Annotated in this window: 21 protein-coding genes and 1 tRNA gene; 10 read left to right on the forward strand and 12 right to left on the reverse strand. The window is 38.7% G+C overall.

Features of this window, described 5'->3' with window-relative positions; translation table 11 throughout:
- Positions 1-210 precede the first annotated feature (210 nt).
- The gene (gene mnmA / locus B4N75_RS07195) at positions 211-1,386 is read left to right on the forward strand and encodes a tRNA 2-thiouridine(34) synthase MnmA (protein ID WP_296692662.1); all 1,176 of its coding nucleotides are present in this window, start codon (positions 211-213) and stop codon (positions 1,384-1,386) included.
- A 143-nt stretch (positions 1,387-1,529) separates the two neighbouring features.
- On the opposite strand, the gene B4N75_RS07200 is transcribed toward mnmA, so the two are convergent.
- Positions 1,530-2,396, reverse strand: coding sequence for a hypothetical protein (locus B4N75_RS07200; protein WP_296667224.1), 867 nt, complete (start codon positions 2,394-2,396; stop codon positions 1,530-1,532).
- A gap of 111 nt (positions 2,397-2,507) precedes the next feature.
- Here B4N75_RS07200 and ilvY point away from each other — a divergent pair, with 111 nt between their 5' ends.
- Positions 2,508-3,395, forward strand: a complete 888-nt coding sequence (gene ilvY / locus B4N75_RS07205) for an HTH-type transcriptional activator IlvY (protein ID WP_296019251.1) — start codon at positions 2,508-2,510, stop codon at positions 3,393-3,395.
- Here ilvY and B4N75_RS07210 read toward each other — a convergent pair whose 3' ends face one another.
- Both B4N75_RS07210 and B4N75_RS07215 read right to left on the reverse strand, forming a co-directional pair.
- On the reverse strand, positions 3,396-4,571 hold the full coding sequence (locus B4N75_RS07210) for a dienelactone hydrolase family protein (RefSeq protein ID WP_296692665.1): 1,176 nt from the start codon (positions 4,569-4,571) through the stop codon (positions 3,396-3,398).
- 221 nt (positions 4,572-4,792) lie between these two features.
- Complete coding sequence (locus B4N75_RS07215) at positions 4,793-5,638, reverse strand: phosphatidylserine decarboxylase (RefSeq protein WP_296707008.1); 846 nt, start codon at positions 5,636-5,638, stop codon at positions 4,793-4,795.
- 108 nt (positions 5,639-5,746) lie between these two features.
- Here B4N75_RS07215 and B4N75_RS07220 point away from each other — a divergent pair, with 108 nt between their 5' ends.
- Together B4N75_RS07220 and B4N75_RS07225 are read left to right on the forward strand one after the other, a co-directional pair.
- A complete protein-coding gene (locus B4N75_RS07220; protein ID WP_296707009.1) occupies positions 5,747-7,321 on the forward strand; it encodes an ATP-binding cassette domain-containing protein in 1,575 nt (524 codons plus the stop codon).
- Between the two features lie 89 nt (positions 7,322-7,410).
- Positions 7,411-8,751, forward strand: coding sequence for a tetratricopeptide repeat protein (locus B4N75_RS07225; RefSeq protein ID WP_296707011.1), 1,341 nt, complete (start codon positions 7,411-7,413; stop codon positions 8,749-8,751).
- Positions 8,752-8,815: 64 nt separating this feature from the next.
- On the opposite strand, the gene B4N75_RS07230 is transcribed toward B4N75_RS07225, so the two are convergent.
- Positions 8,816-9,994: a pyridoxal phosphate-dependent aminotransferase gene (locus B4N75_RS07230; protein ID WP_296707013.1), complete on the reverse strand. Its 1,179-nt coding sequence runs from the start codon at positions 9,992-9,994 to the stop codon at positions 8,816-8,818.
- Positions 9,995-9,996: 2 nt separating this feature from the next.
- Positions 9,997-10,491, reverse strand: coding sequence for an Lrp/AsnC family transcriptional regulator (locus B4N75_RS07235; protein ID WP_296019274.1), 495 nt, complete (start codon positions 10,489-10,491; stop codon positions 9,997-9,999).
- A gap of 249 nt (positions 10,492-10,740) precedes the next feature.
- Between B4N75_RS07235 and hisG the strand changes: the two genes are divergently transcribed.
- On the forward strand, positions 10,741-11,613 hold the full coding sequence (gene hisG, locus B4N75_RS07240) for an ATP phosphoribosyltransferase (RefSeq protein WP_078930800.1): 873 nt from the start codon (positions 10,741-10,743) through the stop codon (positions 11,611-11,613).
- A 46-nt stretch (positions 11,614-11,659) separates the two neighbouring features.
- The gene (locus tag B4N75_RS07245; RefSeq protein WP_296019279.1) at positions 11,660-12,343 is read left to right on the forward strand and encodes an imidazoleglycerol-phosphate dehydratase; all 684 of its coding nucleotides are present in this window, start codon (positions 11,660-11,662) and stop codon (positions 12,341-12,343) included.
- Between the two features lie 525 nt (positions 12,344-12,868).
- Here the strand turns inward: B4N75_RS07245 and B4N75_RS07250 are convergent.
- Positions 12,869-13,069 (reverse strand): hypothetical protein, encoded by a 201-nt coding sequence (locus B4N75_RS07250; protein WP_296667202.1) that lies wholly within the window; start codon positions 13,067-13,069, stop codon positions 12,869-12,871.
- A gap of 197 nt (positions 13,070-13,266) precedes the next feature.
- Between B4N75_RS07250 and B4N75_RS07255 the strand changes: the two genes are divergently transcribed.
- From B4N75_RS07255 to arfB, 4 genes are all read left to right on the forward strand, one after another.
- Positions 13,267-13,455, forward strand: a complete 189-nt coding sequence (locus B4N75_RS07255; protein ID WP_296707014.1) for a hypothetical protein — start codon at positions 13,267-13,269, stop codon at positions 13,453-13,455.
- Between the two features lie 33 nt (positions 13,456-13,488).
- On the forward strand, positions 13,489-13,998 hold the full coding sequence (locus B4N75_RS07260) for a JAB domain-containing protein (RefSeq protein ID WP_296707016.1): 510 nt from the start codon (positions 13,489-13,491) through the stop codon (positions 13,996-13,998).
- Between the two features lie 51 nt (positions 13,999-14,049).
- On the forward strand, positions 14,050-14,598 hold the full coding sequence (locus B4N75_RS07265; RefSeq protein ID WP_296707017.1) for a hypothetical protein: 549 nt from the start codon (positions 14,050-14,052) through the stop codon (positions 14,596-14,598).
- A 168-nt stretch (positions 14,599-14,766) separates the two neighbouring features.
- Positions 14,767-15,180: an alternative ribosome rescue aminoacyl-tRNA hydrolase ArfB gene (gene arfB / locus B4N75_RS07270; protein ID WP_296019287.1), complete on the forward strand. Its 414-nt coding sequence runs from the start codon at positions 14,767-14,769 to the stop codon at positions 15,178-15,180.
- Positions 15,181-15,190: 10 nt separating this feature from the next.
- On the opposite strand, the gene B4N75_RS07275 is transcribed toward arfB, so the two are convergent.
- The 6 genes from B4N75_RS07275 to B4N75_RS07300 all read right to left on the reverse strand — a co-directional run bounded on the left by B4N75_RS07275 (position 15,191) and on the right by B4N75_RS07300 (position 23,603).
- The gene (locus B4N75_RS07275) at positions 15,191-15,898 is read right to left on the reverse strand and encodes a hypothetical protein (protein WP_296667640.1); all 708 of its coding nucleotides are present in this window, start codon (positions 15,896-15,898) and stop codon (positions 15,191-15,193) included.
- 10 nt (positions 15,899-15,908) lie between these two features.
- Positions 15,909-16,310, reverse strand: a complete 402-nt coding sequence (locus tag B4N75_RS07280) for a hypothetical protein (RefSeq protein ID WP_296707019.1) — start codon at positions 16,308-16,310, stop codon at positions 15,909-15,911.
- Positions 16,311-16,314: 4 nt separating this feature from the next.
- The gene (locus tag B4N75_RS07285) at positions 16,315-18,579 is read right to left on the reverse strand and encodes a fibronectin type III domain-containing protein (protein WP_296667644.1); all 2,265 of its coding nucleotides are present in this window, start codon (positions 18,577-18,579) and stop codon (positions 16,315-16,317) included.
- On the reverse strand, positions 18,576-22,535 hold the full coding sequence (locus B4N75_RS07290; RefSeq protein ID WP_296707020.1) for a fibronectin type III domain-containing protein: 3,960 nt from the start codon (positions 22,533-22,535) through the stop codon (positions 18,576-18,578). The genes B4N75_RS07285 and B4N75_RS07290 overlap by 4 nt, the downstream gene beginning before the upstream one ends.
- Positions 22,536-22,813: 278 nt before the next feature.
- Positions 22,814-22,886 (reverse strand) — tRNA-Met (locus tag B4N75_RS07295).
- Between the two features lie 21 nt (positions 22,887-22,907).
- Positions 22,908-23,603 (reverse strand): PrsW family glutamic-type intramembrane protease, encoded by a 696-nt coding sequence (locus tag B4N75_RS07300; RefSeq protein WP_296667647.1) that lies wholly within the window; start codon positions 23,601-23,603, stop codon positions 22,908-22,910.
- Between the last annotated feature and the right edge of the window lie 30 nt (positions 23,604-23,633).

Raw genomic sequence — 23,633 nt, forward strand, 5'->3', positions numbered from 1 at the left:
CCGGGCTTGCAGCCCGGATTGGAAGGGTGCGGAGCATCCGCGTTAGCGGATGTAGCGAAAGCGGAACCCTGGAAAGCCGGTTTTTGCGACAACTGGACAGTTCTGTCTGGCAAATATTCCTTTTGCAAAAAATGCGCTCCGAAATATAAAAATCCTTGATTATTTTTTTTATATCGTTTAATTTTTGCTATCAGAATTCTTGGAGTTTTTATGAATTATATAAATCTTGATATGCCAAAAGCCGGCGATACTGTTGTTGTCGGAATGTCGGGCGGTGTTGATTCAACTTTGACCGCTCTTTTGCTCAAAAACAATGGGTGTAAAGTAATTGGAGCAACAATGTCCATTTGGGACGGAAGATTGCCAGAAGTAAAGACTGACAAACCGGTTCGGGAAGCCTGCTATGGTCCTGGAGAAGAAGAAAATATTGCCGAGTGCGAAAAATTCTGCAAAGAACACGACATTGAGTATCACGTTATCGATGTAAAAGAAACTTACAGAAAAGTCGTTCTTGAATATTTTAAAAGCGAATATCGTGCCGGCCGCACTCCAAATCCGTGTATTCGCTGCAACCGTTTTATAAAATTTGATGCGCTGCTTGCCGGATTAAAAGAACTTAAAATCAATTTTGACTATTTTTGCACTGGTCATTATGCGCGCGTTGTCCGTCCGGAAACCGGAATCTTTGGGACAGACGCAAAGCCTGCTATGATTGCCGGAGCCGCCGATTCAACAAAAGACCAGACTTATTTTCTTTACCGCCTGCCGTCGGAACTTCTCGAAAAAGTAAGGTTTCCGCTCGCATCTATGAAGAAAAAAGAGGTTTTTGAACTTGCAAAACAGGCAAACCTTGAAGCGGCAAAACGCGAAGAAAGCCAGGATTTTATTCCGCCTGAATATTTTGAAATGCTTTTTAACGACAAACCGAGCGTTCCTGGCGACATCATCGATTTGGACGGTCATGTTCTTGGACGGCACAAAGGAATCGAACACTACACAATCGGTCAGAGAAAAGGTCTTGGCGTTGCATTGAATTATCCGGCTTACGTTCAGCACATTGACGCAAAAAATAATTTGGTTGTTCTGGCAAAAAATGACGACTTAAATTCAAATGCCCTGATTGCAGACGATTTTGTCTGGCCGGCAGGAATTGAACCATCAGAACCTGTCGAAGCGCTAGTGAAAATTCGGCTTGCAAGCAGACCAGCGGCAGCAGTTGTAGAAAAATATATTCCTTCTGAAGACGACAAAACGGTTTATTCTGGAACTCCGTGGAAAATCACTTTTAAGGAACCTCAGCGCGCAGTTGCTCCAGGACAGTCGGCCGTTCTTTATATTGACGGTGTAATTCGTGGCGGTGGCGTAATAAGCCGTACAATTGAATAATAAAAACGAGTGTAATAGTAATTGAAAAAAAAGCAAAAAAAAATGCTGGAAAACTGAACATTTGTTCTAATTCCAGCATTTTTTGTTTATTTGCAAAACCAGCCATTAAAAGCCAATTCTACGTTTTTTACAAATCAAAAAAATTATTTTGCGTCCGAATTTGCAGAAGATGAATTTCCGTAAGTGTAAGAATATTCATTTATGTCGATGAGTTCGTTTACAGTTGTTCCGAATTTCTGAGAAACGGCATAGGTTGTAGTTCTTGCAACATTTCCTTTGTCATCGTATTTATAAATAATTCTCTTTACAAGTTTGTTTGATTCGTTGTAAGTCTGCTCTTCTGTAACCGAATATTTTTCGTCAAAACGGAATACTACTTTCTGAGTAACAGTTCCATCAGAAAGAGGATAAGAAATTTCAGAAAGTTTTCCGGCATCGTTGTAAGTGTAAACGCGTTTTTGCTGCAAAGAACCGTCTGCGTTGTAAGAACAAACTTCGCTGTCGCGTCCTGCATCGTCAAATTTTACAATTGTTTTTCCGAGAAGTGCTCCGTCCGCATTGTAATATGCTTCTTCGCTTTGTTTTTCTGGGCTTATTTTCCAGATACTTTTGTTAACGAGCATATCGCTTGCATTGTATTCAGATTCTTCGGTTTTGTTTCCGTTTGAATCGTAAACTGTAACTGTTTTCCAGCTTATTTTTCCGTCAGAATCAAATCCTGTCGTTGATGTTAAATTTCCAGCAGCATCGTAAGCAAAAACTAAACGGTCAACAACTGCGCCCTTTGCCGTAAATTCAGAAGTTTCTGTCTGTCTTCCGTTTGCGTCAAAGACATGAAGGTATTTTGCCTTTGGAGAACGATAATACTCACCAAATTTTTCAGTAATCGTATAAGTGGTTTTTGTATAATCCTTAACAGGTGCAGAAAGAGAAACAGCAGCGGCAGGATCAAAAGCATAAATATTGAATGATAAAGCGGCAACTGTCATAGCGATAAATGTTTTTTTCATTTTTAATTCCTCCGGATTCTGTTTTATTATCGGCAATTTTTATATATTATTGTAACTAATTGTATAAAAAACCTTTAAAAATTTCAATTTTAAGGTTTTTGAGGTTGAATTATGGACTTTTTTGAACTGAATGCTTTTTTAACTCTTTCAAAAACTCTTCACTTTGCAAAAACCGCCGAAAAAATAAATTTAAGTCCTTCTGCCCTCAGCCGTTTGATTACAAGGCTAGAAGACGAAACTTCCTGTCAGCTTTTTGAACGCAATAACCGCGAAGCCGCGTTAACAGAAAAAGGAAAGAAATTTGCCGAATTTGCGGAAAAGTGCCTGCAACAGAAGGAAGATGTTTTTGCAAAATTGAATTCATCAAAATCTCTCATAACCGGAACCTTAAAAGTTTATGCTTCTGTAACGGCCTGCTATTCAATTATGCCGCCGTTTTTGCAGAAAGTTGCGGAGCGTTTTCCAGACTTGCATTTAAATGTTCAAACGGGAGATCCTGCTGGTGCAATTCAAGCTGTAAAAAACGGAGAAGCCGATGTAGCCGTTGCGGCAATTCCAGAAACGGGGCTGAGCGGAATAGATTGTATTCCTGTAAGAAGCACACCTCTTGTCTTTGCAGCAAGCACTGGAGGTCCGTACGAAAAAGTGAGCGGCAGCCCTCAGGACATTGTCTCTTCAGTACCGCTAATTTTGCCAAAAACAGGATTGGCCCGCGAACGTTTTGACCGCTGGATAGAATCACGCAACGTCAAAGCTCAAATCGCCGCCGAAACCGAAGGAAACGAAGCAATCATGGCATTGGTTCAGCTCGGACTAGGAATCGGACTTGTGCCTCACATTGTGCTTACAAACGGGCCTTATGAAAAAGGATTTACCTGCCACGCTGCCGGAAACGCGCTCGGCTCTTACGAAGTCGGATTTATTCAAAAAATACAGTATTCCGGAAGCGAATCTTATAAAAAGATGCGGCAGGCAATCGATAAAATTTTACATGAATGACTACTTAAACTGCTTATCAAGCCAGTCAAAAGCCGCTTTTTGCTGTTCTGCCGGGAAAGCGTGTTCCATGCCAGGCACAATTTCGGTCTTTAACTTGTCGCCGGCATTTGCAGCAGTCCAAATTTTATGAACTTTTTCGTATGCCTCTTCAGTTCCTGCATTTGGATTTACAGCGTCCTTATCTCCGCCAATAAAATACATTGGTTTTGGAGCAGCAAGCCCAGCGATGTCTGGATAATCCAGGAATTTTGCTATTGTCGGGTGCAACATTGAATATGCAGAATTTCCCTTCAACTGACCATCTTTTTCTACGATATGACCTTTCATCGTACCAAACCAGCAAACAGAGACCCCAGCCTTAATGTCGTCGCTGATTGCGGCAAGCTGCCAAGAACGGAAACCGCCCATGCTAAAACCGATGCAGGCAACGCGCTCTTTATCTACCTGAGGCAAACTTGCCAAAAATTTTGCAGCCCGGCAGTCTTCCTGGGCAATAAGTCCTGCAAAACTTGTTCCCATGTTGAACATATTTGAAGCCAAAGACTGCTGGCTTCCTGTGCTGAAATTTTTAACTGAACGGTCGCCCCAGCCAAGCGCATCAAAGCTCAAAACAACATAACCGCGCTTTGCAAGTTCGTCGCCAGGATAAAGGTCGGAAAAGTATTGATTTGCCCAGGCTTTTGAATTCTTGATTTTTTCGTACAAATCCTTGCTTTCTGGAGAAAGTTTTGCAGCTTCAATGCTGGCTTCCTTGTTGCTCTTGATTTTTAGAATTTTTTCTACTGCCTTGTCTGAAGAAAAAGCCCTTACCATTTTTTCTTTACCAATGGCAAAATTTGAACCGTGGTCGTGGAGCATAAGGGCGGCAGGAAAAGTCTGTCCTTTTTTCCCATTAGGAAGCAAAAGATATGCAAGAACACGGCTGTCTTGAGAAATATTAAAAACTACTTTCTGGGCAGTGTAGCCGTCACGCTTTTCTGATTCCAAAACAACCATATCGAACGGCGTTTTGTCATCTTCCTGAATAATAAGTTCTCGTGCTTTTTCGAGTCCTTCTTTTTTCCACTGGTTAAAATCAACGCCATCTTTGTAACCCATTTTAAAAGTCCAGCGAGATTTTATGTTTTCATAAAAAACAGGCAGACAGCGCTCCGAAGCATTAATTTCCTGAGTCACGTACTCTTTACTCCCTTTTGCAAACACACTGAATGCAAAAAAAACAGCAAATACTGCAAAAAATGATTTTTTTAGAAGTCTTTTCAAGCGAACCTCCATGCGAAAAGTTCCGCAACTTTTTAGAATTTCCGCGAATTTCAAAAATTCACTATTAAAGAATACGATGAGATTTTGAATAAAAATATATAAAATATGCTAAAAATGTGTAAAATATAAAAATATTACGCTTTTTTACCGATTGGCTGGCCGTATCTTACTGTTATTTCCTTGCCATTTGCAGTCTGAGCCAAAATTTCTTCATCAAGTTTTATCGTATTTTTTCTAAAAAGCATGACGATTGTTGAACCGTGAAGGTCAAAATAACCTTTTTCTTCACCTTTAGAAAAAGTGTAATTTTCGTGATGATTTTTTATTCCGCCTACGCTAAATGCGCCTACTTCAACCTGGGCGACATCTCCAAAATTCTGCGTATGCAAAATCGTCCAGCTGCGCCGGTTTTTTGTATAAACTTTAAAAGTCCGGCAGCAAACCGGCTGAACCGAATACAATTTTCCTTTTAAAAAATGATTTTTTTCAAGCGAGCCTGAATCAATGTAGCAATAGCGGTGATAATCAGTTGCAGCAAGCCGAAAAATAAGCGCATTTCCGCCAGAAAAAGTTTTGTCAAATTCATCTGTTTCAAAAAAATCCTTAAGCGCATAGTCAAAGCCTTTTATTTTAAAAGTTGAATTTTCTTCTATATTGAATACGCTAAGAGCGCTGTCACAAGGCGAAATCAAAGTTTCTGGCGACAATTCCGGCTTACGAGAATTATCTTTTCTTGTAAAAAAATCATTAAACGACTTGAATTTAACGCCGGCAAAAGCCGACATATCAATATTATTTTTTTTTATAAAGCCTTTTATAAAAAATTTGCTCAAAGGTGAACGTAAAAATGCTCCTATAATTTTAGGAATTTGCAAAAAAAGCGTCAAATTATACAAAAAACGTCCAAAAGAAGAACTGCACAAAAATACGACAGATTTACTGTTTCCCGGTTCGTTGCCATAAAAATCAATTGCACTCATAATCACATTCTAACAAATAAAAAAAAATTTGTCCGCTAGAGACTTTTTTGCCTGCACAATTTTTGTTCAACTTTTATATTTTTTTGTGTTTCATTATAATTTTATTCTATGAATGACAATCTTATTTCGCTAAAAGACGTGCGTGTTCAGGATTTGCACGGAACAAAAATTGAATCACTTGACTGGCAGATGCAAGCTGGAGAAGCATGGCTTGTTATCGGGCCGAATGGCGGCGGAAAAGCAGATTTTTTACAGGCTCTTGCCGGCGAAAAACAGTTTATAAACAACAAGACAAATAAAGTCGAAGACACGATTTTTGAAAAATCAACAGAAACAGTTTCTCTTGAACGTGCGGCTCTTTTAATTCAGGAAGAACGCGATTTGGATGAATCTGAATATATCAATAAAATTGATGAAGGCCGTTCCGGAAGACGATTTATCTGCGAAGTTTTGGGTGGTCCTGACGCAAAGCACAGACATCTCCCTTTGCCAGCAATCGGCGAACGGCTGGAAACTTTGCCGGAAGTAAAACTGTGCGGAGTCGAAAAAATTCTTGACCGCGGACTAAAATTTATGTCGACAGGCGAAATTCGCAGGACACTTTTATGCCGCGCGCTGCTTTCTGGAAAAAAATTGCTGATTTTGAGCGACCCGTTTGCTGGTCTTGACGCACAGAGCCGTTCAATTCTTTTGGAATTTTTCCAGACAATGGTAGGCAGACAAAACAGCGGGAGTTTGAACGGAACTTCCATCATCATGGCAATGGAACGTTACCACGAAATTCCTCGGACAATTACAAATGTTTTGGAATTTACGGACAAAAAAATTTCATTCTGCGGAACAAAGGCTGAATACGAAAAGCTCATAGAACAGCGCAATATTCAAAAAAATGCGAACCGAAAGTCAGAAAAAGAGGCGTTTTTGAGCGAGCTTTCCGAAGCACAGAATTCGATTTCTCAGCAAAATACGGTTTCTGCGGAACATTCTCTTGTATATATGAATCAGGTAAATGTTGGCTGGGACGGACATGAAGTTTTAAAGGATTTCTCATGGGAAGTTCTTCCAGGCGAGCACTGGTTTATTCGCGGTCCGAACGGTTCAGGAAAAACAACGCTCTTGGAACTCATAACTGGCGACAACAAGCAAGTTTTCTGCAACGACGTCTGGCTTTTTGGACGAAAACGAGGAACTGGAGAATCAATTTGGGACATCAAAAAAAATCTTGGAATCGTAAGTTACCGTCTTCATGTTGAATACAGAATGGTAGGCGGCACAGAGCTCGAAAACGTAATAATTTCAGGCTTTCACGATTCAATCGGTTTGTACGAAAAAAAGACAGACATGGAAATCGCCGCGGCAAAAAAATGGTTAAAACTGGCAGGTTTTGAAGGACGCGAACACGAATCTTTCGGAAACTTGAGCTATGGAGAACAGAGGGCAATTCTTATAATCCGCGCAGCTGTAAAATCTCCAAAAATTATGATTCTTGATGAACCATGCCACGGCCTCGACGAACAATATCGCCAAAAAATTCTCGATCTGCTCGAAACAGTTGCAAATTCTGGAACAACAACTCTTTTGCACGTGACCCATGATCCGACAGAAGTTCTCGAAGCTGAAAAACATATTTTGGAACTGTGCCCGGGCGAAAAACCGATGTACAAAATCATTGTAAAAAAATAATATATGTTTTTTTCATAACTACTACGCTAAAGGCTCAAGTTTTTCGTAAAAACTTGAGTTTTAGACCTTTTTTGCCGATAATAGACAATATGGATTCATTAGCCCTTGTTATAGCAATCGCCATTGCAATCGGTTTTGCAGCAATTTTGGTCGCCTTTGGAACAAGAAAAACCGGAAGCAAAAAAGGCAAGACAAAAAAACGTGCTCAAATTATACGTGAAGCAACCCGGAAACTTGCTCAGGATCCTCATAATCCCGATGGACTGATTGCATTAGGAAATATTTATTTTAACGAACACTCATGGGAAAAAGCATATCAGATTTACGACACAATGCTAAACATAGCACCGGCCCATACGCAGATTGACCCGTTTCTTGCAGCTTTAAGACAAGGAATTTGCGCCTTTAAGCTAAATAAAATTCAAGATTCGTTCCGCGGACTTTCGGCAGCTTTTCAAATAAATCCTTCAAATTTTGACGTAAATTACAACCTCGGACTCGCATTCTATGCAAACAAAGATTATGACAAGGCAACCGCCTGTTTAAAAAAAGCGCTCATTGCAAGACCTGACGCTCTCAACGTAAATGCGCCGTTGGGAATGGCTTTGTACAATGCTCATCATTTTAAGGAATCGTTGCCGTTTTTAAGGCGTGCACTCGATGAAAACCCAGACAACAAAGAAGCGCTTTTTAGTATGGCAGATGCAATGCAGGAATGTGGATACGGCGACAAGGCAATGAAAGTATTTCTTCACTTGCGTCCAGATCCAGAATATGGAGCACGATCCTGTCTTGCGGCAGGACTTATGCATTCAAAGGCAGCTCAATACGAAAAAGCACTTCAGGACTTTGAAATCGGCATAAAACATCAGAATATTCCTCCGGAAACCGCTCTTGAACTCCGTTACCGCTATGCTCAAGCCTGTTTTGCAACAAAAAATATTGCAACAGGAATTTCGCTTTTGCGAGAAATTCAGACAATGGCGCCTTCATACAAAGACGTTGCACAGCTTTTAAACCGGTATGGAGAATTAAATAAGAACAAAAATCTTCAAATTTATCTTATGAGCAGCACTTCGGACTTTGTAGCTCTTTGCCGTAAAGTAGTAATGACTTATTATCCGCGGGCGCTCGTAAAAATACAAGATATTTCTGTTGAACCAGACCATGTAGAAATTCTACTTACAGTAGACACAAACCGTTGGGAAGATACCGAAATTTTCCGTTTTTATAGGACAACCGGTTCAATTGGCGAGCTTTTTATCCGCGATTTTCAGGCAAAGGTAAGCGAAAGCAAGGCTGACCGAGGAATATGTTTTACAGCAGGAACATACACCGATGAAGCGCAAAAATATTCCGAAGGCCGTCCAATTGACTTAATCCAAAAAGACGGACTTATAAAATTATTAAAGAAAGTTGATGCGTCGTAAAAAAAATGCTGAACGCCTTTCAAAATTCATAAGACGCTCAGCATATAAAATTTAACGAAACAATTTAGTTTTTAGAATCTTTTAGTTCCTTTACAAAATCTGCAATTCTGTCGAGGGCAATTTTCATTTTTTCAATTCCAGTTGCATAACAGCAGCGAATATGCCCTTCACCGCCAAGCCCAAAGACGCTTCCTGGAACAACTGCGACATTATGCTTTTGAAAAAGTCTAGTTGCAAACTCTTCCGAAGAAAGTCCTGTCGAAGAAATATCCGGGAACATATAAAATGCTCCTTTTGGCTCAGGAACTGGCAACCCCATATCGCAAAAAGCCTTGTACATTAAATTTCTTCTCTGTTGATAACTTATGCGCATTTTTTCAACATCTTTCCAGCCGTGGCGCAAGCCTTCTACAGCCGCGTATTGAGAAAAAATCGGCGCGCAGATCGTGTTATAACCGTGAAGTTTTACAATTTGCTGCAAAAGGTCGGCAGGAGCAGCAATGTAACCAATTCGCCAGCCTGTCATAGCAAAAGATTTAGAAAAACCGTTCAAAATAATCGTGTAATCTTTCATCCCCGGAAACGAACCAATAGAAACATGCTGTGCATCTTCATAATGAAGCTCACAATAAATTTCGTCCGAAATACACCAAATCTGATTTTCTACGATAACTTTTGCAATTTTTTCAAGCTCTTCTGCAGGAATCATAGTTCCAGTCGGATTATTTGGAGAACAAATCATGACAGCTTTTGTTTTTGGAGTAATTGCATCTTTAATCTGCTGAGCAGTCGGATAATAACCGTTTACACCAGAATCAATTGGAATTACATTAACCTGACACAGTTCTGCCAAAGGAACATAGTTTACATAACAAGGCTGAACGACAATCAGTTCGTCACCAGGATTGAGAATTGCGCGCAAAGAAGCATCAACTCCTTCGCTTGCGCCAACCGTAACGAGAATTTCATTTTTTGGATTGTAGTAAAGCTCATATCTTTCCATATATCTTGAAATTTCTTCACGAAGCTCAAGCAAGCCCCAGTTTGAAGTATAAGAAGTGTGGCCTTTTTCAAGATGATAAAACGCTTCTTCGCGCATAACCCACGGAGTAGGAAAATCCGGCTCGCCTACAGAAAGAGAAATTACGTCATCATGCCCAATCAGCATTTCAAAGAATTTGCGGATTCCTGACGGAGGAATGTTCATCATTGATTTAGAAAATTTATCGGGTCTGTTGTTCATTTTTATGCCATGACTCCTTCGCGACGGTCAGTTTCGTCTTCAACGTAGAGAACATCATTTTCCTTGTATTTTTTTAAAAGAAAATGTGTTTTTGTCGAACGTACACCGTTCAAAGTCGAAAGTTTGCTCGAAACAAAACCTGCAACTTCTTTTAAGTTGTCGCCTTCGATTACAACCTTTAAATCATAGCCACCGCTCATCAAATAAAGCGACTTAACCTGCGGAAATCTGTAAATTCGTTCGGCAAGCGCATCAAAACCGTGTTCACGTTCAGGCTGACACTGAATTTCAATTTCGGCAACAACCTTATCTTTATTCGCTTCGTCTTTTTCTGGATTTATAATGGCGGCGTATTTTAAAATAACACCTTCGCTTTCCAGTTCGGCAATAATTTTTTTAACCTCATCTGGAGTTTTTTTCGTCATTGCGGAAATGTCTTCAACAGAAAGACGCGCATTTTCACGCAAAAGTTCAAGAATTTCTTCCTTGCCGTCCATTTTTTTACCTCGAAAAAATAAATATATGCAATTTTAGCACAGAAAAACGACTTTTTGAATATTTTAAAACCAATTTGCGCCCAATTTGAAATATTTTCGAAAAAAATCCAAAAATTGCATTTCCACAAGAAATTGCGAGCTTAAGGAAAAAAATCACTAATTCAGTATTTTGTCTTCAAAGTTGAATTTTGCGTTATATTTCTTTATTATATTAGAAGATTTATTGGGTTTGTCCCGAAAGGATTTTTTATGAAAAAACTGAGTATTCTTTTGGCTAAAGGAAGAATTTACGAATCTGTTGTTGAACTTTTAAAAGATGTCGGCATTTCAATTTATTTGCCAGACCGCACATATTATCCGATTACAAATCAGGACGACCTGGCTTTTCAGGTTGTAAAACCGCAAATTTCCAGCGCGCTGCTTGCCGACAACCGTGCCGATGTTGCTTTTTCGGGAAAAGACTGGGTTTTTGAAAACGGAGTTCAAGATCAGGTTGAAGAAATCATGGACTTGGGTTTTGATCCAGTGCGCATTGTCGTTGCAGTTCCAGAAACCGTAGATTTTGACGCGCTTCTCAAAAAACCGGTTACAATTGCAACCGAATACCAGAATTTGAGCCGTTTTTGGGCAAAAGGCAAGAACGTTGATGGAAAAATTTTCCGCACATGGGGAACTTCAGAAGGATTTGTTCAGGACAACGAACAGGCTCTTGCTCAGATTTTGATAGACAATACTTCGACAGGTTCAAGTTTGCGCGCAAATCACCTTAAAATTTGTGACACAATCATGGAATCTTCGACAAGAATGTACGCTTCTAAAGAGGCGTTAAAAGATCCTGAGAAAAAACAAAAAATCATGGAGCTTAAAATGCTTTTTGAAGCAGTTCTTGCAGCACGTAGCCGCGTAATGCTCGAAATGAACGTTTCAAAAGACAATTTTGATGCGCTTATAAAAGGAATTCCTGCAATGAAAAGCCCGACAGTTTCGCCACTTTTTGGCGACAACGGTTATGCAGTAAAAATTGCCGTAAAAAAGAGCGAAGTTCCGACTCTCCTCCCAAAATTGCATCAGCTTGGGGCAACTGATATTCTCGAATACGAACTGAGAAAGGTTATGCAGTAATTAAAAAAAATTACTCCTACAAAAATCACTTAAGGAACCATTTTTTATGGAAAGAATAGCAGAAATTGAACGAAACACTAAAGAAACTCAAATAAAATTGACTCTTAATCTCGATGGAAGCGGAAAATATACTGTAAAAAATCCAATCGGCTTTTTTAACCATATGCTCAATTCTTTCTGCAAACACGGACTTTTTGACCTTTCCGGAGAAATTTCCGGAGACTTGGACGTAGACCAGCACCATTTGATAGAAGACACTGGAATTGCCCTAGGAATGGCTTTTGCGAAAGCGCTTGGAAACTGCGCAGGAATTTTTCGGACAGGCTATTTTATCTACCCTATGGACGAAAGCCTTTTAAGATGCGGAGTTGATTTTGATTTAATTGAATCCGCATCTACAGAAGAACGAAAAGATGCAACTTCTCAAGTGGCAGTTGACCTTGGAGGACGCCCATACTGCGTATGTAACGCCCAGCTGACAGGAATTCCGCTTTTGAGCCGCGACGAAGACGGAAACGACTACCTTTTTCAGACAGATTGCTTTGAAGATTTTTGGCAAGGATTTGCGGCAAACGCAAAATGCAACATTCATTTAGATACAATCCGAGGCCGTTCCGATCACCACAAAATAGAAGGGCTTTTTAAAGCCGCAGCCAGAGCCTTACGCCAGGCAACAGCAATCGACCCAAGAAGAAACGGGGAAATTCCTTCGACAAAAGGCAAAGTTTAAACGCAGGCTCAGAAAAAAAACGTTGCTGTACTCTAAAAAACAGGCTTGTGCTTCTTTATGCCACAACATGACACATTACAAAAGAAACTTGCGATAGAGAGACAGTCCGCCCTGAATACGATAAAAACATAGCCCTGATTTTTATGATTAAAACCAATTCTAATAATAAAAAGACACGCACATTACTTCATTCTTCTTGCAAAATGAATTGCCGCGAAAATGATGATGAAACCTATTAAAAATTTTAAAACCTCTTGCTTTTCCATAAAATAACCCTTAAACTATTTTTGGAGTATATGCTAAAAAACTAGCCCTTACAAGTTATTTTAAATAGCTTGTAACAAAATGTTACTAAGAGCTGCACAATAATGGCTATGATGGCTTCTCTCAGTAAGTCCAGCAAAAAGGCTTTCAGCCTCTTGCTGGTTAGCGGTTTTCGCTTATGTTTTTTAGACATAAACGCCTCCTTAGACTTTGCTACAGGCATCCACCCTGTAGCAATTTTTTTTCAAAGCATTTAGGGCTTTATCTTGCGACAATATCAAACCCTAGATGGTCTGCAAGTGCTCTAAGCAGCTGCTCATCGCTTATGGCACTTGCAGACTCTGTTTTTGCCAACTTCTGGCGCAAATAATAAAACAGTAAAATTTTCTCCAACACCAAACACTCTCTTTTTGCAGTACGACTCGCAACAAAAAAAACAAATAACTCCATCTCAGCTTTCATAAATACTGCTTCTAAAATTCTCTTTGCTTTAATTTTTATTCACAATTTAACCGGGGACAATATACGTCCTGCTTAGCAGCTTAATATAGCTGCAAGGAGAATATATTTATGGCGTACAAAATGGACTAATCGAAAAAAAACGGCATTATCATTAAATGATGATGAAACTTTATGCGGGTGGGAAAAGGAGTTGCTGGATGAACTCTTTTGAAAATTGCACGCATCAAGATTTGCTTCAAAGAATAAAGCGTATCGGCGAGGCTTGCCATCTGCCTCCGGCAATAGCCAAAGATTTTTTCTACGGCTACCTTGTCGCGGAGCAGGACAAGCCCGGAGTATACAAAAAGCTGACCGGACAATCGCTTGACTTGCCAAAAGCAGGCTGATTTATAAAAAAATAATACAGGAGAATGTTGCCTATGGAGAAATTGCTTCACATAACGCTCGTGGAGCCATTGCTGAAGGAAATGGAGAATTACGAGCTGGAGGATATTATGATTATCGGATTTGACGATAAGATGAATGTCATCGACCACAGATTTGTCGGAACTGACAGAAAAGAAAACCGTGTTAATATGTATCTAAATCAGGTGGCAAAAATTATGCTGGACAAAAACTATTCATTTCTGCTTCTGGCTCACAACCACCCCGGCGACACTCCGGTTCCCTCAAAAATTGACCTTGATTTGACAAACAGTGTCAGACAGCTTTGCAGTCTTGTAGACGTGGTTTTCCTTGACCATATTATCGTGGCTAAGAATTACCCTTGGTACTCCTTTGAAGAATCTCCGGTTGATTACGCTGACTTGAACAAAGGCGAATCCTTTGAGATGCTCGCCAATATCGCCTATTTCAAAAACAATCCGGAATCGTTTAAGCGGCATTGCCTTAAACAAGGATTCAAAATTAAAAGAAAAACAACTGTCTGATGTTCCGCGGAGAGAGTTTATAAAAAAAATAATATACAAGAGGTATTTGATATGGATTTTATTGATAGGTTTCTTTATGGGCTTTTAAGCCTTATTTCTCTTGAGAATCTTATAATTTTAGCTTACGTTGTTGTCATCTCACTTTTTCTTTACAGCATATATGCCGTAAGAACATATAAGTCAAAAATGAGGGAAAAGATAGAGTACCTTCTGGAGAACGTCGAAACAGAGGAGGAGCTTGAGGAGCTGAGACTAACCGGGCTGATTTATAACAAGACATCTAACGCCGCGATACCAATGTTGGTTGCAATGTTTTTTGTACTGCTGCCTTTCATAATCGCTCCTTTCAATTTTGAAAAAGCCCTTGTTCTTTTTTTTATTGCCGTACTTCTTATTTCGCCTATCTGCCTTATATCTATGGCTATCCTTTGTAAGCTCAACATAAAAACACGCCACAAATACGGAGTTTACGACAGAGCCGAGGACGCAAAAGACCTCGCACTTGCGTCCTTGGCTCTGTTCACCGTTGCTTCCAACGCGAAAAAATTTGCAGGCTCCGGAAAACGGCAGCTAGACTACTTCAAGAACAAGAAAATCTAGTTCTTATAAAAGTTTGTTATATCAACGCATACAGGGTTGATTCCATTCCTATGTGCGTTGTTTTTTTATGCCTTAACCACGATCATATTCTTTTTCCAACAATGCGCAAATATTGCCAAATTGCAATTTCTTAGACTTTCTTTATAATGTTCTAAAGTAGTTATAAAAATGAACAGGGCTGATCTTCACAATTCTATAATAAATAATTCTCAATTTTCATTTTCTCGTAGCGGTGGAAAAGGCGGGCAAAATGTTAATAAGGTGAATACTAAAGTTCATCTAGTTTTGCCATTGAAATTGCTCGAAGGAATAAACGAAAGCGAACAAAATCGCCTTAAAAGCAAACTCTCTTCCATAATCAACAAAGATTTTTGTCTTTTTCTAGATGTTGATGAAGAACGCTATCAGGAACGAAACCGGCAAATTGCACTGAGCCGAATAGAGAACCGGATAATTCAAGCTCTTGCAATTCAAAAGAAACGAATAAAAACTAAGCCTACAAAAGCCAGCAAAGAGCGCAAATTAAAGCTCAAAAAAATCCGTTCCGAAATCAAAAAAATCCGCGGCAAAATTTGGCAATAAAAATATTGCCCTATCTGTTCAAGCCGTTCAAATGCTTTCTTGAATATCTTATGCCAAGGGTTGTCTGCCATTGCCAGCTATAGTCGAAGGGCTGAATATCTTTGTTTGTGCCCAAATTTGCGTTATCCCAGCTGAATGTTCCGTCAAGCAAAAATGTCCAGCGCTCAAAAACTGGAAATTCTACTCCTGCGTTCAAGGCAATTCCTAAATAATTTAAGTGATATTCATCGCTCAACTGGTACATATAATGTAGTCCAGGCGCAAAATTGAATGTTAAATATTTAAACGGTCTCCATTCTTCATACGGTCCTAAAAAGAAATCAAATCCATACAAAATCGTCTGCTTGGCAAATTGCTTCATTCCATTAAACTGATGCAAAAACGGATAAAGCCCTTCCATTCTGAACTTTAAATTGCATAATGATAAATTTTTTGTTTTTGCCGTAAAATATAATCCTGCCAAGGAATCTTGCCAGACAAAATTGCCATTTTTGCTTTCTTTTTGAATTCTGTGTACGTTTAAAAGTGCAAATCCATTGTCAAACGAAAAATAAAATTCTTCATCTAAAAGAGTTTTTTCAACTTTTTCTTTTTTGCTTTCTTCGGCTAAAGAATTTTCATTCGTTTCGCTTTCAGTTATTTCGTTTTCCGCACTTGTTTGAGAAAATAAACTGCACGCACTAAAAATCAATATAAAGGCAAACGCGAATTTTTTCATTTTGTCCGCCTTATTTTGATATATGGTAAAGTGTCATTACGTTTGTAACTCCGCCTTTTGTCCAAGTTATGTACAGCATTGAACCGCGAATATCCCATTCTGTATTTATCGAAACTCCGTCTGTCGTCGAAAAGCAAATTACGTTGTCAACTACCGTATAATCGCCCTGAGTTACAGTTTTTTCTTCTGTATTTGAATCAATTATCGTAGCAACAAAGGTTCCGTCAGAAACAAAAGAAATTTTATTTCCGTTGTTGTCCGCCCAGGTTCCGTATAACGGAGATGGCACATAACAACTTGCAAAAAGAAAAACCAATTCTACAAAAATAAGACATTCAAGTGTTTTTTTTATATTTTTCATTCCTGTGTTTAGCATATTAACATTCACCGTAAAAAAAATATCTGTTCTCAAAGTTTTATCTTCCTTCTTCGCCTACCAGCCAGTCGACTGTTCCCGATGGAAGAATTTCGTTTCCTTCCAAATCAAAGGTTTTAACTCCGTAAGTTCCGCCGCCAGCAGCACCGCTCTTAATTTCCAAATTTCCGTAATAAGCTTCGCCAGGATACATTCCGCTGCATTTTACTGTTCCGGACATTTTTCCGTTTCCGCTCATATTCGAAGTTGTATCCGTACTTCCGCTTTCAAAACAGAAATAAACTCCAAGCTGTTCATTGTCGTTTATCCAGAAATCTGCGTAATTTGTGTAAGGCATTTTTATTTCCGCGCCAAGCCCCGCAATTTTTGCTGTATATTTGAGAGTTCCAGAAATTGTTCCTTCTACGCTTTCGCTTCCGAGTTTGTCCGTATCGTTTGGTTTGTGCATTAAAGTAAGTTTTTTCTGGCTGCTCATACAGGTTTTGTTGTATTCTCTAAACCATTGATCGCGCGTCAATGCTCCATAACCAAGGCATTTTATATTTTTGAATGCGTCCCCTCCCGCTAAAACCGCATCGTCGTATTCAGTCTGTGGATTATTGCCCTTTTTTCCCTGTCCAAGCGAATTTATCGAAACAACCTTATAAAAATACGGAACTCCAACCTTTGTAAGACTTTCGCTGCTGTCGTCAATAAATTCTGTCTCTGTTACGGGATTTTCATTCAACTTTCTAAAACCGCTGCCAGTTTTTGCCGAACGATAAACGTAATAACCGGCAGGCTCGTCTTGAGACGGTTTTTCCCAAGTTATTTTTACAGGATAAATATTGTTTGAATTTGGAACTAAGTCCGAATTCATAAAACTTGTCTTTGAAGCCGTTACATTTTGAGGCGCAGCCGGCATTGGAGAGGCGGCAAAACTCTGCAAACTTTCAAGCCTTTCGGAATTTTCGGTCGAAATTTTAAAATACGGATATTTGTCAATTTCGTACTCAAGATAACCATTTTTGTTTTCAATTCCTTCTATTCCGCTCATAAGTTCAGAATACAAATCTTCCTGACTGCTGCTCACATAAATTTTGTAAGTAAAATTTTTGTACTGAGAGCCAATTGCCTTTGACCAAACGAGAATAACTTTTTCAGAACTAGAGCCGTCATCAACTTCAACTTCTGCAGGAGCACTGAGCAAAAATCCAAAATTTTCATTTGAATTTTCTGTAAAGGCGCTTTTTATTTCCAGCCCTTCGTCAAGACAAACTGTCTGCACAAAATAATAATAAACCAAACCTGAAGAAACGCTTTTGTCTGTATAAGAAGTCGCCGTCAAATTTGAACCGATTTTTTTATAAACCGAATCTTTTGAACTTGTTCTGTACAAATTGTATCTTATAACCGCAGTTTCCGAAGTTTTTTCAACTTCTTTCCATTTTATTTTCAATTCTGAAAGGCTTGTTCCAAAACCGTCGGAAACTTCAACTTTTTCGCTAACAGCCGGAGCACCTTCTACCAAAGAATATCCCATGTTCGATTTACTAAAAGAGGATTCAATTCCCAAAGAATTTACCGCTGTAACTTTGTAATAAAATTCAGTTCCCTGGTCTTTTGAAGAAATTGAATCATCAAACGATGTTAAATTTCCATAGACGGTTTTTATAAAACTGACGTTGTTTTCGTTTTCGCCACGGTAAATTTTGTATCTTGAAGCGCCGCTTACCGAATCCCAGCTCAATTTGATTTTTGAGGTTGATTTTCCTTTTGAAGCATTCAGATTTAATGGAGGAGCAAAAAGCCAGCCTTCTGCGCGGGTCTGCGATAAAACGTTGTCTGTGCCTTCGCTTATAAGACCTTTTTCCTTATTTTCTGCATAAATTTTATAAAAATAGTGATAAAAATATTCCTCTTCTTCAATCTGCTCTTTTAAAATCACATCAGTATAAGAATTATTTACACTGTAAATTTCAAGAGAATTGAATTCGGATTCGTCAGGAATATTCCACTTTCCGCTCGGATCGGCAGTTTTTACAACCGCGCGCTCAATTCTGTAACTCGTAGCGTTTTCGACTTCTGTCCAGGAAAGTTTAATTGAATCCGAATACAATCCTTGACTTGCAAAAACCTGCGCAGGAGAATCAAGGCTTTCGATTTTTGTTTCGGTTTTAAAAAGTTCGCCAAGATTGACAAAATTTCCGTCCGTCTGCATAGAAACCTTGTCCTGAAACCATGCCGAACACGAAAAAAAACAAAAAACAGTTAAAATACCAAAAACCAGCGAGACTTTTTTTAGAATAAAGAATTTTTCTCTCATTTGCTCTCCCACCACGGACTTTGATAAATCGGAATTGCGCTGTTGAATGTCTTTTCTTCTGAGCCGTGGCTTGTTCCAATATCGTAAGGGAACCATTCAAGAAATTTTTCTTTATTTTCTTCGGCAATGCTTTTTACGACTTTGCCATCTTTTTTGATTGTTAAAATCCATGAAGTTTTTACTCCGTCACTTACTGGTGTCCAACCTTTATAACCTGCATCTCCGACAGAAATAGAAAATTTGCCAGAATAAGAATCTGGGTATGTCTTGTCGCCGTCAAATTTTTCCGTTGTTACAGTAATTTCCGTTTCCGGAAGATGATAAAGAGTTTTTCCGTCAACTGCTGACCTTTGTTCAACTTCCTTAAAATTCAATATAAAACAGCTTGCAAATGGATTTGCAGAAGAAGGGCTTCCGCCTTGAAAAACGTGCTGATAATCTGCTCCGTCTGTTCCCCAATATACAGTTTTAGTTGCACTGGTATGACCGATTGTAAATTTTCCAAGATTTCCAGAAATAGAATTTTCTCCACCAGAGCTAATTCCACACTGAAATATTGCATCCGCAAGAACAAGGGAAACGCTCTTTGCAAATTCTTCGTCCGTAATATTTCTGTATCCATAAACTGAAAAATCGCTTCCGACAGCTGCAGTTACGGTCTTTTCTTCGCTAATTTTTCTATATGCGACAAGCCGGTAATAATGCTTAAAATTTCGCAAAACTTTTAACATTCCAGAAGTATTAGTTCCGCCAGAGCCAACATTTTGTCCGTCTTGCAGGTCAAAAACCGGTTCAATTTCGACTAAAGCCGTTCCTGAGTTAACACGTTTGACTTTAGCAGAATCTTCGTATGCGGAAATATCAATTTTGTTTCCAAAATCTTTGTTGGCTACATCAACATCAATTTTTCCGATTGTAGTCCAGCCGCAGGCTTTGTCCGAATTAAAAATTTGAAGCTCGTAATAATCAGGCCCAAGTTTTCGCTTGTCAAAATCGTAAGTCTTCCATTTAATTTGTTCGGCATAGCCCGAATCCGAAATATACGCATAAATTTTATCTAACGAAAGAGTATATCCTTTATTCTGCTGCTCCAAAGGACTTTCTTCCGCCATTGTTTCTTTTAGCTTTTTTTCAAAAGAAACTGGGATTGCCGAAATTTCTGAATTTGCGCTTTCGTAAACAACAAGAAAATCGTATGCTTCTAAAGAATTTTCCGGAACAATCTGAGTTTGATAAAGGTCTTTGTCAGATCTTTCAAGGTTTTCTTTATCATAGTATTTCCAGGAACTGTCAGAATTTTTGCTTTCGCGAATATAAAGCGATGGCGTTTTTGACTTGCAGCCAAAAGGCTGTTTCCATGTAACTTCGATTTTTTCGCTGTCTGTGGCCTTGTCAGCTTTTAAATCAAGTCCATAACCAGTTGTTCCGTTGCTTACAAAATCAAGATTTTCGTATAAAACTTTTGACTGTTTTGTAAGCCTAATTTTTGAATTTTCAGCCTCAAAAACAAAATCATCTTCCGCCAAAACAGGAATTACCGAATATTTGTATTCCAATCCCCAGACAATTTCTGACTGATTTTTTTTGTAGGCAATCTGATTAGTTTCGTTTTCGGCCGTATCAACGTATTTGTCCGTCAAAGTAAAAATTCCGTTTTCAAAAGTTACTTCAACACGCTCTTTTTCAACCAAAGAACCTTCAATGTTTACAGTTGTTCCGTCGGCACTTACAAAGTACGAATCCGCAGCTTCCACAAGTCCGCTCAAGCCGTCTGAACATTTTCCTCGTCCTACGACATAACCTTTAGCACCGTCAATTTTTTTCCAACTTACGCTCATTGAATCTCTGTCCGCTTTTCCGGCATTCAATTTAACAAGAGCAGGTCCCATCGTCGAAGTTTCTATCGTGCTTTCAGTTGAATTTCCTGTTCCAGTGTTTTTTGAAATGACTTTTACGGTGACAGACTGTCCGGAAATTTCCGCATCATTCCAGCCAGAAGGTTCGTTTATCGTACAAATAAAAGTTTTTCCGTCTTCGCTCAAAATTGAATCTTCCATGACAGAAATTTCATTCTCCGGATTTTCGGTAAAAAACGCTTCTACAAAATATTCATCGGCCTTTTGAACTTTTTGCCATTCTACCTGAATTTTCTCATAGAATTTTTCTTTATTAGAAAGTTTTGCTTTACCGAGAGTCTCAGAAATATTTTGACAGACTCTGTTCGCAGTTATTTTGTTATTTTCTACTTCGAGAATATAGGTTCTTTTTTCGCCGGCAGGCGCTTCGTGAGTAAATTTTGCAATTTTTTCGCCATTTTCTGCATCGCTTATGCTAAGACCGTCTTTTTGAAGCAAAAGATACTGCTGTTCCTGCTCAACTCCATCCACAACAGGAATCCAGCAAAGATAATATTCATATTCTTCTATATAATTGAACTGAATTTCAAATCTGTCAGAAAAACCGTCCGCCACTTCAAAAGTTGTAATTTTTGGAACCAGCATTGAATCATCTGTCACAACAAATTTTCCTGGAACATTCGCCCAGGTATATGCGCTTTCCGGATTTTTATTTTTTGTTGGAGCAATAAAAATTTTGTAGCTGTAATATCCGCTTTGCTCCTTCGGATTTTCAAAACTACGCTCAATTTTAAGAAAATCTTCAAAAATTTCAAATTCAAACTGCGTTTCTACAGAATTTTCGCCCGAAAAGTCAGTTTTTGTTTCTACCAAAATATACGAATAGTCTTTTCCGAAAGTTTCAAATTCGCCGTTAAAGCCAAAAACTATTTTTGAGTATTTTGAGCCGGAATCGTCAATTTCGTAGCTGTCCTTTACGCTCAGCACCGGAACCGAAATAAGCCAGCCATTTTCTTCTGCTGCACATTTGTCAGAACTAATTGATTTTTTTACATCGTCAACAAAAGCCTGAACTTTATATGAATATTGAACTCCGCGCTCAAGTTCAGTCTTGTCTGTCCAAAAAATTTTAGATTTGCCGACATATTTGTAATCTCCATAAGCAACAGCTCCTTCTTCGGTTGATTTTTCAACTCTAAGCCTTTCGTCGCTGCAAGTTTGTGTAAGACAGTTAAAATTAAAGATATTTTTTGAACTGTCTCCTTGCAAAACAGAGCCAATATAATGAGCAATTTCGACATAATCCTCTGTTGAATCTGTCTTTTTTCTGTAAATTTTAAAATAAACCGGTTTTTGTTCAAAAATTCCGTTTCCTGCACTAACATCAACATATTGAGGACAATTCCAGCTAAGGCAAATTTTTTCAGCAGAAACTCCCTGCCCGATTTCGAGATTAGCAGGCGCTTCGGGAATCAGTTTTCTTGCAGTTTCTGAATCAACCATGCCGCTGGATTCAACATTTGTCTGCGCAGAAATGATATAGGCTTCTACCGAAAAAAAATATTTTGTCTTTGGCTCTAAACCTTCTATTGTTACCTGAGTTTCGTTTCCAGCCACAGAAACTTCCTTTAAGACAGTTGAGCCGTCAGCTGAATAAACTTTTACCGTATAGCGAATCAAATTTGCGTAAGTTGAATCATTGCAATTTTCCATCCACCAGTTTACAGTCGCAGAATTTCCTTCATCATTCTGTTCAATCGCGGTTATAACAGGGCTTGCCAAACTTGAACCAGAAACCACATTGCTAAAAGAAGAAAGAACATTTTTATAATTTTTAGCTTTAACTTTATAGAATTGAGATTTTCCCGCTGGAACAGAAACCGAATAAGAAGTTTCGCTAGTTTCCCAAATCTGCTCATATTCATCAAAAGGCGAATCCGAAGCAAAAATCAGATAACTTTTAGCGCCCCTTACAGCCTTCCATCCTAAATCAATAGCCTTAAAACCGCCGTTCGTGGCCGTCAAATTAGCTGGCGAATCGATAGAATCCGCAACATTTGCCGAATCGTTACCCCCCCCCTCGCTTTTAGGAGAATCCAATAAACTATCGCTGCAAGAAAACAAAAACAAAGAAAACACAACTAAAAAAAAATTGTTAAAAGAATTTCCTTTATTCATTGTCAAATTATATAAAATTACACGAAAAAATTCACGTAAGACAAAAAGCACATGCCTGCAAAAAAAAGTAGCTATAACCCTTAATTTTTAAGAGGTTGACAAAACAAGATACAAGAACAACATTATTTTTATCTATCTATTTGCTTTCATATAACTCTATTTTAAAAACAAAAAACCACTCATTTCTGAGTGGTCTGTTATAGCGGGGGCAGGACTCGAACCTGCGGCCTCCGGGTTATGAGCCCGACGAGCTGCCAACTGCTCTACCCCGCGTCGTGTTCAGATAGTTTATATTCAATGGTGTTTTATGTCAACCCCTGTATCGCTTAAATTGTTGTATTTGTACCAAATTCTACATTCTAATATTGCAAAAAGAATTGCTATGACGGCAAACCAATAAAAATTGTTTGAAAAACCAGCAAAAAAATTGTAAACACCGTGCAAAAGTACGGCCCAGACAAAAGGCAGTACATGTGTCTGTTTTTTCTTGAACATCCACAGATAAAGCCCGCTCAATCCTGCGCAAAATGTATGAATTAGCACGCTTGTAAAAGCCCTTGCAATTAACAAATTCAGCACAGTCTGAGTTCCAAGAGGCTCGGCGGCACCGCTGATTTTTTTTATAACGTAAATTATGGATTCAAAGCTGCCCAAAGCCATTCCTGCAAGAAGAGCACAGCAAAAATAAAATGAAAGATTCAGTTTTTTAAAAGGCAAAAACGACAAAAAAAACATTTTTACAGACTCTTCTATAAGGCCATTAAAAACTATCGCCGTAACAAGAAGGTTTACAACTGTGCTCGCTGTAAAAATCGGCAAATTCAAAATAAAATGCTGAACAAATGATGTCGGAACAATAGCAAGAAGCCCAAGAATACAGGCTAAAATTTCAAACCGAACTTTTTTTTGCCCCGGAACTAAAATCACAAACAGAAAAAAGACCGCAACCAAGGGGAGAAAACTCAAGGCAAAAAGTGCAAAAATGTTCATATAAGCAGAATAATATTTTTATTCCGATAT

The sequence above is a fragment of the Treponema sp. UBA7570 genome (assembly GCA_002477955.1).
GTDB lineage: Bacteria > Spirochaetota > Spirochaetia > Treponematales > Treponemataceae > Treponema_D.

Excerpts from the sequence above, each read along its gene's own strand:
- hisG (WP_078930800.1), top strand. The coding sequence starts at position 10,741 with ATGAAAAAACTGAGTATTCTTTTGGCTAAAGGAAGAATTTACGAATCT.
- B4N75_RS07275 (WP_296667640.1), bottom strand. The coding sequence starts at position 15,898 with ATGAAAAAATTCGCGTTTGCCTTTATATTGATTTTTAGTGCGTGCAGT.
- B4N75_RS07285 (WP_296667644.1), bottom strand. The coding sequence starts at position 18,579 with ATGAGAGAAAAATTCTTTATTCTAAAAAAAGTCTCGCTGGTTTTTGGT.
- B4N75_RS07245 (WP_296019279.1), top strand. The coding sequence starts at position 11,660 with ATGGAAAGAATAGCAGAAATTGAACGAAACACTAAAGAAACTCAAATA.
- ilvY (WP_296019251.1), top strand. The coding sequence starts at position 2,508 with ATGGACTTTTTTGAACTGAATGCTTTTTTAACTCTTTCAAAAACTCTT.
- arfB (WP_296019287.1), top strand. The coding sequence starts at position 14,767 with ATGAACAGGGCTGATCTTCACAATTCTATAATAAATAATTCTCAATTT.
- B4N75_RS07265 (WP_296707017.1), top strand. The coding sequence starts at position 14,050 with ATGGATTTTATTGATAGGTTTCTTTATGGGCTTTTAAGCCTTATTTCT.
- B4N75_RS07200 (WP_296667224.1), bottom strand. The coding sequence starts at position 2,396 with ATGAAAAAAACATTTATCGCTATGACAGTTGCCGCTTTATCATTCAAT.
- B4N75_RS07255 (WP_296707014.1), top strand. The coding sequence starts at position 13,267 with ATGAACTCTTTTGAAAATTGCACGCATCAAGATTTGCTTCAAAGAATA.
- mnmA (WP_296692662.1), top strand. The coding sequence starts at position 211 with ATGAATTATATAAATCTTGATATGCCAAAAGCCGGCGATACTGTTGTT.
- B4N75_RS07235 (WP_296019274.1), bottom strand. The coding sequence starts at position 10,491 with ATGGACGGCAAGGAAGAAATTCTTGAACTTTTGCGTGAAAATGCGCGT.
- B4N75_RS07250 (WP_296667202.1), bottom strand. The coding sequence starts at position 13,069 with ATGAAAGCTGAGATGGAGTTATTTGTTTTTTTTGTTGCGAGTCGTACT.
- B4N75_RS07215 (WP_296707008.1), bottom strand. The coding sequence starts at position 5,638 with ATGAGTGCAATTGATTTTTATGGCAACGAACCGGGAAACAGTAAATCT.
- B4N75_RS07225 (WP_296707011.1), top strand. The coding sequence starts at position 7,411 with ATGGATTCATTAGCCCTTGTTATAGCAATCGCCATTGCAATCGGTTTT.
- B4N75_RS07230 (WP_296707013.1), bottom strand. The coding sequence starts at position 9,994 with ATGAACAACAGACCCGATAAATTTTCTAAATCAATGATGAACATTCCT.
- B4N75_RS07300 (WP_296667647.1), bottom strand. The coding sequence starts at position 23,603 with ATGAACATTTTTGCACTTTTTGCCTTGAGTTTTCTCCCCTTGGTTGCG.
- B4N75_RS07260 (WP_296707016.1), top strand. The coding sequence starts at position 13,489 with ATGGAGAAATTGCTTCACATAACGCTCGTGGAGCCATTGCTGAAGGAA.
- B4N75_RS07220 (WP_296707009.1), top strand. The coding sequence starts at position 5,747 with ATGAATGACAATCTTATTTCGCTAAAAGACGTGCGTGTTCAGGATTTG.